The organism is Paenibacillus tianjinensis, assembly GCF_017086365.1.
Lineage (GTDB): Bacteria > Bacillota > Bacilli > Paenibacillales > Paenibacillaceae > Paenibacillus_AQ > Paenibacillus_AQ tianjinensis.
Window position 1 is genome coordinate 817,426 of the sequence record NZ_CP070969.1, and the last position, 15,818, is coordinate 833,243.

The 15,818-nt window shown below is 52.1% G+C and carries 12 protein-coding genes and 1 pseudogene; 7 read left to right on the top strand and 6 right to left on the bottom strand.

Annotation, left to right across the window (positions count from 1 at the left end; translation table 11 throughout):
- Positions 1 to 19 precede the first annotated feature (19 nt).
- Both JRJ22_RS03530 and JRJ22_RS03535 read left to right on the top strand, forming a co-directional pair.
- On the top strand, positions 20 to 1,327 hold the full coding sequence (locus tag JRJ22_RS03530; protein ID WP_206103256.1) for an ABC transporter substrate-binding protein: 1,308 nt from the start codon (positions 20 to 22) through the stop codon (positions 1,325 to 1,327).
- A 150-nt stretch (positions 1,328 to 1,477) separates the two neighbouring features.
- Positions 1,478 to 3,481, top strand: coding sequence for a beta-galactosidase (locus tag JRJ22_RS03535; RefSeq protein WP_206103257.1), 2,004 nt, complete (start codon positions 1,478 to 1,480; stop codon positions 3,479 to 3,481).
- Positions 3,482 to 3,500: 19 nt separating this feature from the next.
- On the opposite strand, the gene JRJ22_RS03540 is transcribed toward JRJ22_RS03535, so the two are convergent.
- Positions 3,501 to 3,731 carry a hypothetical protein gene (locus JRJ22_RS03540; RefSeq protein WP_206103258.1) on the bottom strand — a complete coding sequence of 77 codons (231 nt, stop codon included), beginning with the start codon at positions 3,729 to 3,731 and terminating at the stop codon, positions 3,501 to 3,503.
- A gap of 140 nt (positions 3,732 to 3,871) precedes the next feature.
- On the opposite strand from JRJ22_RS03540, the gene JRJ22_RS03545 reads away from it, so the two are divergent.
- The gene (locus tag JRJ22_RS03545) at positions 3,872 to 4,795 is read left to right on the top strand and encodes a LysR family transcriptional regulator (RefSeq protein WP_232381019.1); all 924 of its coding nucleotides are present in this window, start codon (positions 3,872 to 3,874) and stop codon (positions 4,793 to 4,795) included.
- A gap of 98 nt (positions 4,796 to 4,893) precedes the next feature.
- On the opposite strand, the gene JRJ22_RS03550 is transcribed toward JRJ22_RS03545, so the two are convergent.
- Positions 4,894 to 5,730: an AraC family transcriptional regulator gene (locus JRJ22_RS03550; RefSeq protein ID WP_206103259.1), complete on the bottom strand. Its 837-nt coding sequence runs from the start codon at positions 5,728 to 5,730 to the stop codon at positions 4,894 to 4,896.
- A gap of 120 nt (positions 5,731 to 5,850) precedes the next feature.
- Here JRJ22_RS03550 and JRJ22_RS03555 point away from each other — a divergent pair, with 120 nt between their 5' ends.
- Positions 5,851 to 7,881, top strand: a complete 2,031-nt coding sequence (locus JRJ22_RS03555) for a beta-galactosidase (protein WP_206103260.1) — start codon at positions 5,851 to 5,853, stop codon at positions 7,879 to 7,881.
- A gap of 64 nt (positions 7,882 to 7,945) precedes the next feature.
- Here JRJ22_RS03555 and JRJ22_RS03560 read toward each other — a convergent pair whose 3' ends face one another.
- The 3 genes and pseudogenes from JRJ22_RS03560 to JRJ22_RS03570 all read right to left on the bottom strand — a co-directional run bounded on the left by JRJ22_RS03560 (position 7,946) and on the right by JRJ22_RS03570 (position 11,921).
- Complete coding sequence (locus JRJ22_RS03560) at positions 7,946 to 9,136, bottom strand: Ger(x)C family spore germination protein (protein ID WP_206103261.1); 1,191 nt, start codon at positions 9,134 to 9,136, stop codon at positions 7,946 to 7,948.
- Positions 9,129 to 10,232: pseudogene (locus JRJ22_RS03565) on the bottom strand (GerAB/ArcD/ProY family transporter). The gene JRJ22_RS03560 and the pseudogene JRJ22_RS03565 overlap by 8 nt, the downstream one beginning before the upstream one ends.
- Before the next feature lie 27 nt (positions 10,233 to 10,259).
- Positions 10,260 to 11,921 carry a spore germination protein gene (locus tag JRJ22_RS03570; RefSeq protein ID WP_206103262.1) on the bottom strand — a complete coding sequence of 554 codons (1,662 nt, stop codon included), beginning with the start codon at positions 11,919 to 11,921 and terminating at the stop codon, positions 10,260 to 10,262.
- Between the two features lie 449 nt (positions 11,922 to 12,370).
- Between JRJ22_RS03570 and JRJ22_RS03575 the strand changes: the two genes are divergently transcribed.
- Complete coding sequence (locus JRJ22_RS03575; RefSeq protein ID WP_206103263.1) at positions 12,371 to 12,928, top strand: SLOG family protein; 558 nt, start codon at positions 12,371 to 12,373, stop codon at positions 12,926 to 12,928.
- A 52-nt stretch (positions 12,929 to 12,980) separates the two neighbouring features.
- Entirely contained in the window at positions 12,981 to 13,301 is a 321-nt protein-coding gene (locus tag JRJ22_RS03580) for a YciI family protein (RefSeq protein ID WP_206103264.1), read from the top strand.
- Between the two features lie 13 nt (positions 13,302 to 13,314).
- On the opposite strand, the gene JRJ22_RS03585 is transcribed toward JRJ22_RS03580, so the two are convergent.
- Positions 13,315 to 14,772, bottom strand: a complete 1,458-nt coding sequence (locus tag JRJ22_RS03585) for an amidase family protein (protein WP_206103265.1) — start codon at positions 14,770 to 14,772, stop codon at positions 13,315 to 13,317.
- 176 nt (positions 14,773 to 14,948) lie between these two features.
- On the opposite strand from JRJ22_RS03585, the gene JRJ22_RS03590 reads away from it, so the two are divergent.
- Positions 14,949 to 15,767, top strand: a complete 819-nt coding sequence (locus JRJ22_RS03590) for a DUF6612 family protein (RefSeq protein WP_206103266.1) — start codon at positions 14,949 to 14,951, stop codon at positions 15,765 to 15,767.
- Positions 15,768 to 15,818 lie beyond the last annotated feature (51 nt).

A 15,818-nucleotide genomic window follows, 5' to 3' on the forward strand; every position in this document is an offset into this window, starting at 1 on the left:
TATCTAGGGGGAAAATAGAATGATGAAGAAACGTTCTGCAGTAATGATGTCCAGCGTTATGCTGATGTCTGTCGTACTCGCGGCGTGTGGCGGTAACAACAACACCGCTTCAAATAACACACAAAATGGAAGCGCTGGCAACGCTGCTTCCGGAAAAGTGAAAACGGTTAAGATCTTCCAGTTCAAAACCGAAATCGTTGAAGGCCTCAATGAGCTGAAAGTAGAGTTTGAAAAAGAACATCCAAACATCAAGCTGGACATCCAGACGGTCGGCGGCGGTGCAGACTATGCAGCAGCCCTGAAAACCAAATTCGCTTCCGGCGATGCTCCTGATATTTTCAGTAACGGCGGTTATGCCGAAATGGCGCTTTGGGCAGACAAGCTGGAGGACCTGTCCGATCAGCCATGGGTTAAGGATCTGATTCCTTTGGCCGCTGAGCCAATGACCAAAGACGGCAAAACCTACGGTATGCCGATGAATCTTGAAGGTATCGGTTTTGTATACAACAAAGACCTGTTCGCAAAAGCAGGGATCACTGAAACACCAAAAACAATCACCGAGCTTGAAGAGGCTGCTAAAAAACTGCAGGCCATCGATGTTATTCCATTCGGCAACGCGTATCAGGAATGGTGGCTGCTGGGTATCCAGGGCATCAGCGTAGCTTTTGCACAGCAGGATAATGTTGATGAGTTCATCAACGGCCTGAACGCCGGCACTTCCACAATCGTGGGCAACGAGAAATTTAAGGATTGGAGCAACCTGCTCAACCTGACTGTAAAATACGGACAGAAAAATCCTTTGACTACAGATGCTAATACTCACCTGGCTATGTTCGCTAACGGCGAAACGGCTATGATGCAGGAAGGCAACTGGGCACAGACTCTGGTTGACGGCATCACTCCGGACATGAACATCGGTATGTTCCCTATGCCAATCAACGACGATGCTGCGATGAATGATAAGCTGTCTGTAGGCGTTCCGGCTAACCTGGTCGTTAACAAGGATTCCGATTCGAAGGAAGAAGCTAAGACTTTCCTCAACTGGCTCGTTACTTCTGACATGGGTAAAGAGTATATCGTGAAAAAATGGAAATTCATTCCTGCCCTGTCCACAATCCCTGCAACACCTGAAGATATCGGTCTTCTTGGTGCGGATGTATGGAACTATGTTAAAGCAGGTAAAGTTTACGGATTGCAGGCTTCGAAATTCCCTGATGGTGTAACCCAAGAATTCGCCAGCTCGATTCAGCAGCTGATTGCTGGAAAGGTCGACGAAGCCGGCTGGGAAGCTTCCATGCAAGCGGCTTGGGACAAGCTGAAGAAATAAAGAATTTATGACCATAAAGAGAGTCCTCTAAAGGACCGGTAAGTGGATAAAGTGGATTTGCCAGGGCGCTCCCCGCCTAACTCATTAATAATGTGAGGCGGGGGCGCCTTTTTGGTAAGATGGGGAGCATACGGGAAAGGAGAAGGGGAGATGGAGATGCTCAGCTACAGCAATGTTCAAATCGGTGTCGATTATTACCCGGAGCATTGGGATGAGTCTTTGTGGGAAGCAGATATGCAATTAATGAAGGAGACCGGAGTGAAAGTGGTCCGGGTGGCCGAGTTCGCCTGGAGCCGGCTGGAGCCTGTCGAAGGAAGCTTTGATTTTGCCTGGCTGGACCGGGCGATTGATGCTCTGCACCGCTATGGGCTGCAGGTGGTGATCGGAACACCTACAGCAACACCTCCGCGCTGGCTGACGACAGGATATCCCGATGTGCTGCCGGTATTTGCAGACGGACAGACCTTTCATCCAGGCGTGCGCGGGCACCGCTGCTACAATAGCAGGTCACTGCTGAAATACGGTACGCGGATTATCCACAAGCTGGCCCGTCATTACAGCGGTCATCCCGCGGTCATCGGCTGGCAGACTGACAATGAATTCGGCATGATTGACTGCCACTGTGACAGATGTAATGAGGCTTTCCGCGACTGGGTGCAGGACAAGTATAAGACGCTCGAACATGTGAATGCAGAATGGGGAACGGTAGTATGGAGCGGGGAATACAGCGACTGGCAGGAGCTGACGGTCCCTTATGGCGGATCTCCGTTCCAGAATCCTTCGCTGCTGCTGGACTTCCAGCGGTTCCAGTGGGATTCGGTGGTGAAGTTCCAGCAGACGCAGATTGATGTGCTGCGTGCGGAGTGTCCGGATCATTTCATCACCCATAACTTCCACAGCTATCCCCAGCGGCTGGATATGTATGCGGTCGGCGCTGGGCTGGATGTGGCATCATTTGACTATTATCCGAATACCTCTCCTAACAAGCAGGCAACGACGCCCTACAGCGGAGCCTTGTCGCTGGATGTGACAAGGGGAATCAAGCGGAAGAATTTCTGGATCATGGAGCAGCTGAGCGGTCCGCCCGGGTGCTGGATGCCGATGTGGCGCACACCGTATCCCGGCTTTATCCGGGCTTATGCCTGGCAGGCCATCGCGCGTGGAGCGGATACCGTGGTCCACTTCCGCTGGAGAAGTGCGGTTGCGGGTGCAGAGCAGTACTGGCATGGCCTGATCGACCACAGCAATGTGCCGGGCCGCAGGTTTGCAGAGTTCGGCCGGCTATGCTATGAAGTAAACGCGTTAGCCGATAAGCTTAAGGGAACGGAGCTTAAGCATGAGGTGGCCATACTTCATTCCCATGAACAGAAGGCGGCGCTGGACATCCAGCCGCAGGCCGAGGGAATGGATTACTACGAGAATATCAAGCAGTATCACCGTGTACTGACCAAGCTGGGTATCGGATGTGATGTTATCCAGGCAGGTGAGCCGCTGGAGAAATATAAGCTGGTCATTGCACCAAGCCTTTATCTGTTAAGTGAGGAGCTGGCTGCGCAGCTTGAAGCTTTTGCTATTAAGGGCGGTACCCTGATTCTGACAAACCGCAGCGGTGTGAAGAATATCAATAATATTTGTCTGATGCAGCCGTTGCCTGGCATGCTGAGCCGTGCAGCCGGAGTATGGGTCAAGGAATATGATCCGGTTGGCGGGGATGTGCATACCCTCCTGGACGGGCAGGGCATTACCTTCGAATGCAGCCAGTGGTGCGATCTGCTCGCTCCGGTTACCGCAGAGCCCATCGCCTGGTATAACGATGACTTTTATGCGGGAACTGCGGCGATCACTGTCAACAGCTTCGGCAAAGGCCAGGTCTATTACTTTGGCACCCATGCCGAAGAAGGTTACTGGTCCATGCTGCTGGCCGGGCTTGCAGACAAGCTTGGCCTGCTGCGCTTCGCTGGTCTGCCGGAAGGCGTCCAGGCTACGGTCCGCAGCGGAGAGAACGGCAGCTTCCTGTTCCTGCTGAATCTCAGCAAGGCAGAGCAGACGGTCAAGCTGGACAAGCCTTATCGCTGTGAGCTGACCGGAGCCGTACGTTCGGGACCGGTTGTGTTTGCCCCGTACGGCGTAGAGATTCTCGGGACAGAAGGCTGATGCATCCGGGAAACCGGGCTCATGCGGAGGGATGGCGTCTTGTATCTGTCATCCGGGAGATGAAGGGAATCAGCTTGGCTTTCGGCTTGGTATTCAGCCTTGAAGCCTGTATCTGCGGTGTATTCTGAACTTCGTCCTTCCGCATGAGATCCAGTAAATCGTACACACTTTTGATTTCGCTGATATCGATATCCTTCAGGCTGCCTTCCGGATCTCCGGGAATTCTAAAGCTCCAACGTTTGTTATCCACTTTAATCACTCCTTAAAAGTTTCCTAAAATTAATTTGATTTATATTTTCATCATATTCCATGGACCAGTTCCTGTATAATGAAGGGAAATGATGGAGGGCATCACTGCGGCTGATGGCTGATCCGAGGGGGAGAGGGCGGATGATGGATATTGGACTTCTTAAAGTGTTTCAGGCGGTTGCCGAGGAAGGGAGTATATCCAAAGCGGCCCAAAGCCTGAACTATGTGCAGTCGAATGTGACAGCGAGAATTCAGCAGCTGGAGCAGGAGCTGAAGACTCCGCTTTTTTACCGGCATAGCCGAGGCATCACCTTGACTTCAGCCGGGCAGACGCTCATGGAATATACGGTTAGGATATTTAATCTGCTGGAGGAAGCACAGCAGGCAGTTCTTGATTCCCCGGTTCCGAAGGGAACAATTACGGTTGGATCCGATACGACTGCTGCCGTACGTCTGCCTGCGATCCTGTCCGCTTACCGCGGCTGTTACCCCGATGTTGAGGTTCAACTGCAGATCGGACGGGCGGCTGATCTGATCGATTCTGTCCTGCAGCATGTGGTGCATGGGGCGTTCATGGACGGGCCGGTCGAGCATCCGGAGATCGTCCAGGAGCTGGTCATCCACGAGCAGCTGGGACTAGTTATTCCGGATACGATCGGTTATCGGGGTCTTTCTTCGATCCATGATAAGACGCTGCTGATATTGAATGCAGAATGCCTCTACCGTGCGAGGCTTGAGGAGTGGCTCAGGGAAGAAGGCTTCCGGCTCGGGAAGGTAATGGAGTTCGGGACGATGGAAGGATTGCTTGGCTGCGTTAGGGCCGGCATAGGATTTGCAGTGCTGCCGGTATCTTATTTCAGGCGGATGAATATTACGGAAGGCATCTCCTGCTATCCGTTTCCGGAGCGGTACGCCGAGGTGCCGACTGTATTCATCCGGCGGCGTGATCTGTATATGACGAGTGCTTTCCGGGAGTTCATTGAGGAGCTGAAGGTGCATCTGCCGGAAGCGGTATGCAGGACAGACCTTCTCGCGGCGGAAGGCAGAGGAACAGCTAGTAATTAAGACGGGGCAGGCATTGGGTTCAAACCGTCCACCCATACGAAAACAGCGGCACCCGGGGGTTACTACCCGGGTGCCGCTGTTTGTATGCTCTCATGAATTCAGTGCAGCCGCCGGAACTGATCCGGGGTCGTTCCCGACTGCTTGCGGAAGGTGGCCACGAAGTGGCTGACATCTCGGAAACCGACGAGCTGGGAGATCGCTTTTACGGTCAGGTCCGGCTGGCTTACGAGCAGTTCCTTGCTCTTGCGGATGCGTAAGCGGACGAAATAGGCATAGGGAGATAGCCCGAAGGTCTGCAGGAATAGGCTGTTGAGATACCGGCCTGATACCTCAAGCTGGGAAGCAAGATCATACAGCCCGATGCCGGGATCACCGTAGTGGTTGTCCATCCATTTCAGGAGCGGCTGCAGCTTGTCCACGTTTCGCGAAATGGCAGTATTGTTATGTAACTGTCCATATTTACTGAGAGTAAGCAGGAAACGATAAGCATCGGTGGACACGCCCAGGCTGAACATGTCTGCGGCAGCATCATGCCGGTCAAGCATTTCCTGCAGCATGCGGGTCAGCGGAGCTTCACTTTCCCAGCGGTAGAAGGCATTGGCCTGCATGCCTAAAGTCTCGAGGATATGCTGGGATGAGCCCCCGCCAAACGTAAGATAATAGGTGCACCAATGCTGGGAGGAAAGTGATTCGTAGCGGTGTCCGGTACCCGGCAGGAGCAGTACGCCGCTGCCTGCGGCAAGCGTGAGTTTTTTATTCTCGAAATGAATAATCCCTTCACCTGAGGCTGTCTGCAGCCAGTGATAGACATGATAGCCGTCCGGACGCGATACCTTTTCCTGATCAGGATTATAGCCCATGCTATCAAGCGTAATGGGCAGATGCTCCCTGTTTTCCTGGGCAAACACAATTCTGCGGGGGGCTGGCGTTAGCAACAAGAATCACCTCGTAGTTGTACCATATTATTATATGTTCCGGTGTAAATTTTATATTTATCGCACTAAGTTTAAAGGTTAAACTAAGAATATACTTATACTATAAAGGAAGTGCGATGTGTGATCAACGATAAATTGCCGAAGATTTGGTACGGTGGAGACTACAACCCAGAGCAATGGGATGCCCCGGTTTGGGCAGAGGATGAACGGATGTTCAAGCTGGCGGGAATCGATGTGGCGACCATCAATGTATTTTCATGGGCCCTGATTCAGCCGTCCGAGGACGTATATGATTTCTCCGGACTGGATGAATTGATGGACCGCCTATATAAGAATGGAACCTATGTATGTCTGGCCACAGGCACTGGAGCACATCCGGCATGGATGGCACACCGCTATCCTGAAGTGACCCGTGTGGATGTGCAGGGCAGAAAGCGCAAATTCGGCGGACGCCATAACTCTAATCCGAACAGTTCGGTGTACCGCAAGTATGCAGCCAAACTGGCCGGCAAGCTGGCTGAACGCTATAAGGATCATCCGGTTCTGGTGGCCTGGCATATTTCCAATGAATATGGCGGATATGATTATTCCGAGCAGTCTGCGGCGGCTTTCCGCGTCTGGCTGAAGGAACGTTACGGCACACTGGATACACTGAACAAAGCCTGGAATACCCGCTTCTGGGGTCATACCTTCTATGACTGGGAAGAAATCGTTGTTCCAAATGAGCTGAGTGAAGAGTGGAACGGTAACCGGACCAATATCCAGGGGATTTCCCTTGACTACCGCCGGTTCATGTCTTACAGCCTGCTTGAGTGTTACAAAATTGAGAAAGAGGCAATCAGGGAACACAGCAAGGATATTCCGGTAACGACCAATCTGATGGGCTTTTACCCGGAGCTGGATTATTTCGAATGGGCTAAGCATATGGACATCATCTCATGGGATAACTATCCGGCTCTGGACACTCCGGTCAGCCATACGGCGATGACGCATGATCTGATGCGCGGTCTGAAGAACGGACAGCCATTCATGCTGATGGAGCAGACGCCGAGCCAGCAGAACTGGATGCCGTATAACTCATTGAAACGGCCTGGTGTGATGCGTCTGTGGAGTTACCAGGCGGTAGCGCGCGGTGCGGACACCGTGCTGTTCTTCCAGCTGCGCCGCTCCATCGGTGCCTGCGAGAAGTATCACGGTGCGGTCATTGAGCATGTGGGCCATGAGCATACCCGGGTCTTCCGCGAATGCGCAGAGCTGGGCCGGGAGCTGGAACGGCTTGGCGACAAGCTGCTGGATGCACGCAGTGCAGCGCAGATCGGCATCATCTATGACTGGGAAAACCGCTGGGCACTTGATCTGTCGAGCGGACCTACTGTAGCCCTTGATTATGTAAAAGAAGTGCATAAATATTACAATGCTCTCTATCAGCAGAATATCGAAGCCGATATGATCGGTGTCGAAGAGAACCTGTCTAAATACAAAATCGTGATCGCACCGGTGTTATATATGATTAAACCGGGCTTCGCCGAGAAAGTGGAAGCCTTCGTTAAGGCTGGCGGGACATTTGTGACCACCTTCTTCAGCGGGATCGTTGATGAGAATGATCTGGTTACGGTTGGAGGATATCCGGGCGAGCTGCGGAAGGTGCTTGGCATCTGGGCTGAGGAGATTGATGCGCTGCTGCCGGACATGAGCAATGAAATCGTGATGAACGGGGAGTGGGGTTCGTTAAGCGGGACCTACAAATGCGATCTGCTCTGCGATCTGATCCATTCCGAAGGAGCAGAAGTGCTGGCCCATTACGGTACCGATTTCTACAAGGGCATGCCGGTATTGACTGTGAACAGCTTCGGTGAAGGCAAAGCCTACTATGTAGCATCGAGCCCTGAAGCCGGCTTCCTGCAAAGCTTCCTGGGGAATCTGTGCGAAGAGAACGGCATCAAGCCGCTCGTAAACGCACCAGAGGGAATCGAATCGGTACAGCGTGTGAAAGACGGCGTATCCTACCTGTTCCTGTTGAATCATCACGAAGGCGAGCTAAGCGCAGACATTGGTGCAGCTGAGCGCACCGACCTGCTGACCGGCAAGAGCTTCAGCGGCACCGCTGTTGTTCCGGGCCGCGGCGTATTGATCTTGTCCGATAACAAATAGAACGCAAATAGCCCAAACCCCGGCAACTCTCCTGAAAGGGAGGGGTGCCGGGGTTTTTTTACAGCTATTCCGTAAAGGAGCCGAAATCGGTTATTTTCAAATCATATTTAAAACGGACTTCGGAGCGGCTGAATGTATCGTCCCACCGGTCCTGGACCTTTTTCCACACCTGGGGATACTGGATGCTGAGCGCTTCTCCGAAACCGGCTACATCGGCTTTATACTCTTTTTGCAGCTTACTCATCATCTTCTCCATCATCTTCTCCAGCTTAGCTTCGAATATTCGGCCTACCTTATCTGTATATTCTGTTGAATCGGCATCACTTGAGCTGCTCCAGGTTTCGATCAGCCGGCCTTCCGTCTCGATGGAGACCTCAAACGAAATAACATCCCCGTCGACAAGGGCTTTGATTTTGCTCTTCATAGCCTTCATTTCATAGGTCATCGGTTCATCATCCTGATCATAGGCTTTGATCGCGCCAGCCTTGCCTTTATTGGTCAGCCAGGAGAGGCATTCCGTGTCTTCCTGTGACAAGGTGCCGATCCAGTGCCCCGTGTCTCCTTTTACCACAGCAGCTCCGGAGAACTCAGTTTCCCCACCCGCGGTAACGAGATTCTGCAGAGCATAACTCCGCTTGGCATGCATGAGTGCATCCAGTTCGGAAATGATGACCGGGTCCATCACCTTACTTGTTCTTTTCTGACCATGGATCATATCTCTGAGGTGAAAGGAGGGGATTTCATCGGTCCGCTTGGAGACAAGCGTCTCCTCTGCCCGGCCTTGACTGATAAAAACCAAGGTGCTTGGGCGGATATCATTGTCACGGAGTACAAAATCCATCAGCTGTTCCATCGATTGCCGCTTCAGCAATTCCGTTGAGACAACAATGACCTTCAGATGATGACCAACGATCGGCCGTTCGTTCCTGATAGAATATTGGCGGAAGATTTCCAGTACGGAATCTCCGGTTCCGGAGATGTTGAGATAAGGCGTAGGCCGTGGGCCCCCCTGCTGCTTTTCCATGCCTGCGTGTTTCACGGGTACAATCTGGACCGTTGCCGTAACTTTATCCCGCTTGGAATAGGTGACGCCTTGTTCTTCCAGCTCTTGTTCAGCCTTTGTCAGCTTGCCTGTGTCCAGAGCGAGTCCGGTATAAATTGCCAGGTCCTCAATTTCTTTGCTGCTCCAGCATCCGGACTGTGTGGCAGCAAGCAGGAAGAGACAGAGGAGAAGCGGTATCAACCGTCTACACATGCTGCTTCAATCCTTTCGTACGGATGAGCCAGATGACCGAGAGCAACAGGGGCAGAAGCAGAAACAGGACAATTCCCGCTTTACCGATCATATCCCCCAGACTGAACAGCTCGCTAACGGACTTGGGCACCATCGCAGAGATGAAAATGACCGGTACCAGCAAGTAAATGACCGCATGTATCTTCAGGCTGAAAATTTGGGAGAGGCCTAGAGAAGCCTGGAAAAAGAAACTGCAGAAGTTACAAAACATTTGCATCAGCCAGATCACCATCAGCGGAAACTCCATCCGTTCGAACAGAAATCCGGGAATTTCGAAGCTGCGGATCAAATCGATGATCGGCCAGGTACTTGTGATCACCGAATCGATAGAGAGTCCGCCTATGACCATAATTACTGTCAGCAGATAGAGGCCGATCGGAATGCCGATTCCGACCAGCATTACTTTTACAGCCTGACGAGGGTTCTGCATAAACGCTACAAGTGTCATAACGACCTCACACCCGCTATAGACAAGCACTGTTGACCTCAGACCGCTGATCACCGGCAGAATCCCGCTGCCGAGCACAGGGCGCAGGTTGTTAATATCAAATAGCCGCAGGCTGAACCCTTAGCAGATGAGCAGAATCATGATGCTGATCGGAAACAGAATCTGAAAGACCCTGGCGATAGAATTGATTCCGCCGTATACGAGGTAGGTTCCCACCCAGATAAAAGGCAGGATAATCGCCCAGATTGGCGTGCCTTCCAGCAGAAAGAACAGCGTAACCTCGGCGAGCGAGCGGATCTCAAAGCCTGCGAGAATTAGAAAATAGATAATTAGCAGCAGGCAAAGGAGTGCTCCCGGTACCCGGCCTACGATTTTTCCGGCATACTGGAAAATAGTTTTTCCGGGAAACTGCTGGCTTATCTTTACCATGAGGACAATTACAGCCATCACGATGATCCCCCCGAGCAATACCGACAGCCAGGAATCAGGAGTCTTCACAGCTTGGCTTACGCCCCGCGGCAGTGTCAGAATCCCGGCGCCTAGCACCGTGTTATTGAGGAATACCGCTGCTTGTGTAGCGGTGATATTGTCGTCTGTGCGGGTAAACATGATACTGCCTCCTCTCTTAACATGTAGCTACGATTTACGTTTGCTGTCCAGCGTCTTCATCATTGCCGGTCTGCGTTTCATCAGAGTAAGCGGTGCACGGAAGAACAGGTCCTTCCAGTCCCTTGCCCGAAACGGGGATACAGGCGTCAGGTAGGGCACACCGAAGCTCTTGAGCTTGGTGAGATGGCTGCAGATCAGCAGGAAGAAGAGGATTGTACCGAACATCCCCAGCAGGGCCGCAAATCCCATCCCGACAAAGCGGAGAATCCGCAGCGTTATTCCGGCACTGTACATTGGAATAGAGAAGGAGGAGATCGCGGTGACTGCAACGACAATGACCAGGAAGGGGCTGACGATCCCTGCATTTACGGCAGCATCGCCAATAATGAGGCCGCCGACGATACCCATTGCCGGACCGACCGGTTTAGGCAGCCGGATGCCGGCTTCGCGCAGAATTTCAATCGAAACCTCAAGAATCAGCACTTCGATTATTGAGGGGAAAGGGACTCCTTGGCGGGTCTCAATAATAGAGAGTGCCAGCTCCGTCGGGATCAGTCCGGGATGAAAGGAAATGAACGATATATAGAGAGCCGGGGCCATCAGCGCCAGAAAGGAGGCCGCGAAGCGCAGCATCCGCAGAAGCGATCCCGGCAGCCAGCGTTCATAATAGTCTTCCGGAGATTGCAGCAGCATGCTGAAGGTAACCGGAACAATCAGCGCGAAGGGGGTTCCGTCCAGCAGAATCGCAATCCGTCCTTCCAGCAGCGCACTGATCACCCTGTCAGGACGTTCAGTGTTCTGTACCTGCTGGAAAGGACTTAAATAATTGTCTTCGATCAGCTGCTCGATATATCCCGATTCTGCAAGAAAATCGATATCCAGTTTGGAGATGCGTGACTCGACTTCCTGCAGCAGCTCCGGATTGACAATATCCTTCATATAAGCGATAACCAGATCCTTCTGAATCCGGTTACCGGACCGGTGAGTGACTATCTCCAGCTGATCACTCCTGCCCTGGCGGCGTAAGATGGAGGTGTTCTCATTTAGCGACTCAGAGAAGCCCAGCCGGGGTCCGCGCAGCAGTGCTTCCGAAACAGGCTCGTCCAGTGAACGGCTGTCTGCTTCCGGGGGCTGGATCAGCAGGCCTTGCGGCAGCCCCTCAATCAGCAGTCCGGCATATCCGTACAGGACGGACTGATTGAAGTCCGCCAGATCGCTGGCCTCGCTCAGCTGGCTGAACGGCAGGCGTTGTCCGGCTAATCCGGAAGCGAAGAAGGAATCAGCTGTTGCCTCGAACATCAGAAACTGCATAATCTGCAAATTCAGATTTCTATCGTTCTGCATGCCGTCTACATAAATAAGCACCGCCTGTTTCTGCAGCCTGGTTATAGTAAATTCCTTGAAATGGAGATCAGAGTTCCTTCCGATAGCCGACTTAATAGACTGAAGGTCTGCGGTATAATTCCCGCTGAAGCCTTGCCGGACTTGCGAAGAGGAGGACACCGGAGCACCGGATTGCTCCTTGCGTTTCTTCACGCTGCTGCCCGGCGACTCCACCGCTCTGCCACTGCCTACCAGGGAATACAGTGCTTTATAAAGACGGCTTACAGCCAGAGGGAACAGCAGTGCAATTCCCGCCTGAAAAAAGACATCCCAGCCGGGGACATGAGAAATAACGGAAGATAACAATGAAATCAACCCCAACTTTCTGTATAAATTGCTGTGTACATGAAGTTTTCCAAAGTCTGCTTTCGTTTAGTCATTTCTGTAAAAAATAATTGTCCGCAGTATTGGGATATTCAATTAGCAGAGCGTCCTGAATGTCAGCTTAAAGCTTGGTAAATATTTCAGAAAAGATTGACTGCCCAATTGAGATATAATGGTTATATAAATTGAACTGCCTATTCCATTTGGGAAGGCCGTGACTCCAGAGAACATTTGGACTTCCGGCCGCTGTTGTATGCAGATTTCCTGATTTGTACCGCTTTTAGCGGTTGAAATCTGCATACAAAGGCGGGCGCTACCGCTCCTACAGTTCCAAACTTCTCTTCCGCCACTTTTTCCTAAATGTTTATTTCAAGTTCAATTTATATAGTAGAGTGGAGTACAGATACAACCTTCTAGGAAAGAGGCTGCACATGACAACCCTACTGGTAACAGGCTACCGTGCGCATGAGCTCGGGATTTTTGACAATAAGCATCAGGGTATCGCCTATATCAAAAAAGCGCTAGCCGCAAGGCTGATTCCTCTCATTGAGGACGGAGTGGATTGGATCATTACTCCCGGCCAATATGGTGTGGATCTTTGGGCCTGCGAGGTGGTACTGGAGCTGAAGCGTAAATATCCGCTTCTGAAGCTGGGGATCATTACGGCTCATGCCAACCCGGAAGAGAAGTGGAAAGAGGACAAGCAGAACGAATACCGGAGGATTGTGGCCGGAGCGGATTATTATGGAGCGGTAAGCAATGCCCCTTATGACGGCAGCTGGCAGTTCCGGGCCAGAGATAATCTGCTGTTCCGCAAAAGCGATGCCATTCTGCTGTTCTATGATGAGGATGCCGCTGAAGGAAGCGCGAAATATTTCAAGGAACGGGCACTGAAGCTGCATGCGGAGAGCGACTATGGCCTCTATCTGATGTTTGCGGAGGAAATCCAGAATATTGCCGACGAGGAAAACCAGCGGGATTTTGAATAAAAGCTCTGATTGAAAAAAAGTCATTTTCTTTATCGAAGGAGGAGGAAGGAAGATGAATTCTGTTCAGGCGGAAGAGGATATTTGTTATGTTATTCTGTTAAGCCCCACACAGCAGGACCGCAGAGATATGGAGATTATCCGCGGGCATGTGCAGCATCTACAGGAGCTGGAACGCAGGGGTCAGTTGGTGCTATGCGGGCCGTTTAACGATGCTCCCGGCGGGATGGTAATTATCCGGGCAGAATCCCGGGAAGAGGCAGAGGCGGTTGCGGAGCGTGATCCGTATGTTCTCTCAGGCATCCGCAGCTACGAGCTCCGCACCTGGAGCCTGTCACATGCAGGCAACAGGCACATGGGCATAGCCGCGGATTGACGAGAGCTGCTGCTTAAATAAAGCTCTGCAGCGAAGGTGCCTTGCGGACCTTGTAATTCTGCTCATAGGCATAGGCCAGCTTGATCAGCAGCGGCTCCTGATAAGCCTGGGCCGAGAACGTCACTCCGAACGGGGCACCGGCCGAGGTGTAGCCGGAAGGCACGACGATGGAGGGATATCCTGATCTGGAGGTGATCCGTGCGCCAAAGTCGGCCGGGAACAGCAGGGCATCCAGCTGGTACTCCTTCATGGTCGCGTCGATGCCCTGCTCCTTGCAGAGCTTCAGATCCGTGGCGCGGTCACGCAAATACTGCGGCTCTGTCAGAGTGCCTGAAGAGGTATATTCGGCATCGATCAGTGTAGCTTGACCATAGCGCAGCGTTTCTACCGGATGGGCATGGTTGAAGTCAATGATATCCTTTAGGGTCCGTACCTTCGAACCCGGGCCGAGCCGGGCCAGATAAGCGTTAATGGAGGTTTTGAACTCGTTCAGCACCACGGAGGAATATTTGATCTCGCGCGCGGTGCGGATGTCAGCAGGGTCGATGATTGTTGCGCCAAGCTCACGCATTCTGTCCACGGAAGCGTTGAACAGTGCCAGCTGTTCTTCCGTTAATTCTTCGAAATAGTAGTCCCGGGGAATGCCGATCCTCGCACCCTGCAGACCGTTCAGATCAAGGAATTCCGTATAATCCTCATGCAGCCTTCCCGCGCTAGTGCCCATCGCCGCATCACTGTTGTCCCGGCCGAGCATGGCATTCAGCAGCAGAACAGCATCACGGACTGTTCTTCCCATTGGCCCGGCAGTATCCTGCGTGTTCGACAGCGGAAGAATGCCGGAGCGGCTGAGCATGCCTACCGTCGGCTTAATTCCCACAATCGACCCGAGATTGCCGGGATTGAGGATGGAGCCGGAGGTTTCGGTTCCCACCGATACTGTGCAGAAATTACAGGCGACGGCTACAGCGGAGCCGGCGCTGGAGCCGCCGGTCGGAGTCGAGATATTGTAAGGGTTCAGCACCTGGCCTCCGCGTGAGCTGTAACCTGACGGCATGCCATTCGTCATGAAGTTGGCGAATTCCGTCATGTTCGCTTTGCCCATGATGATGGCTCCGGCCTCGCGCAGCTTCGTAACGATAAAGGCATCTTCCCCGGCAAAAGAATCCGCCAAAGCCAGCGATCCCGCACTGGTATGCATTTTATCCCCTGTATTGATATTGTCCTTGAGCAAGACCGGAATGCCATGCATCGGGCCTCTTGGACCCTGCAGCGCACGTTCCACATCCAAAGATTCCGCAATGAACAGCGCATCCGGATTGATCTCCAGCACGGAGTTAATCGTCAGGCCGTTTTTGTCATGATCGGCAATGCGCTCATAATACATGAGAACCAGTTCTTTGGAAGTGATCTCTCCGGCTGCCAGTGCGGCCTGAATTTCCGGGATTGTAGCCTCTACGATTTCAAAACTCATGCGGGTTCACGCTTCTTTCTCTCTTTGGTTTGGCCTTCTCCTTCATCTAACCATAGTTTACCGCGTCTTGATAGAGTTCATTTTGGATTTTTTTGATAGTTGGCATTCCATCTCTGGTGTATAATCCCATCTTGAGAAACGGTTGAACAATCTGCGCTGCAACTTGGGAGGACGGCATGTTGAACAGATGGGGAAAAGTATTGCTGGTGGGAGTGGCCGTAGTGTTGGGCCTGGCTGGCTGTGCCAAAGATGGCACTGTGAAGGAAAGCCCGGAGCAAGAAGTGGCAGTGCCTACAGCAGAAGAGTTAATTGCGAAAATAACGGAAGCCGGCGAAGGGCTTAGCAGTTTCGTTCAGGAGTCGCAGACCTGGTCAAATATACATATGGCACAGAGCGAAAAGAAGGACCTGCAGTCTTCGGAGACGAATTCGACCACTGAGGTTGTGCTGAGCCCGCTGCAAATGCATCAGGCCAGCCGGATCAAATTATCAGGAAAAGGTGAACAGCTTATTGAGCAATATTACACTGATAACAGGCTGTTCATATCTATGGACGGACATTGGCGTGAAATGCCTAAGGATATATCCGGCAATATTGGGGGCATCGTGCTGCAGTCGGCCAGCCCCAGGGAGCGGATGGAGCAGCTTAAAACAATTCTTCCTTATTTGAAGGTAACAGAGGAAGGCGATGACTATGTACTGAGCGCCCGGGCATCCGGTGACCAAATGAAGGATTTTACAGCCTATTACCGGGTTCAGTACAGCAGTGTAGAGTTACCTGACCAGGAGATATCTGCTGTGAAGAGTATGAGCACAACGTACTGTGTTAACAAACAGACCTACCTGCCGACCCGGACAGAAGATGAAATGGTGACCGACAACAGAACTGGCGGGTATGGGATGTACACGGAGACGAGGATGAAGACAACCATAGGGAAGTATAATACCCTTTCCAAGATTGAAATTCCGGAAGAAGTGCTGAATGTACAGCGGTAAAATCTTAATACCGGGTATTCATATAAAAGAAACGCTCGTACAGGCAGGAGA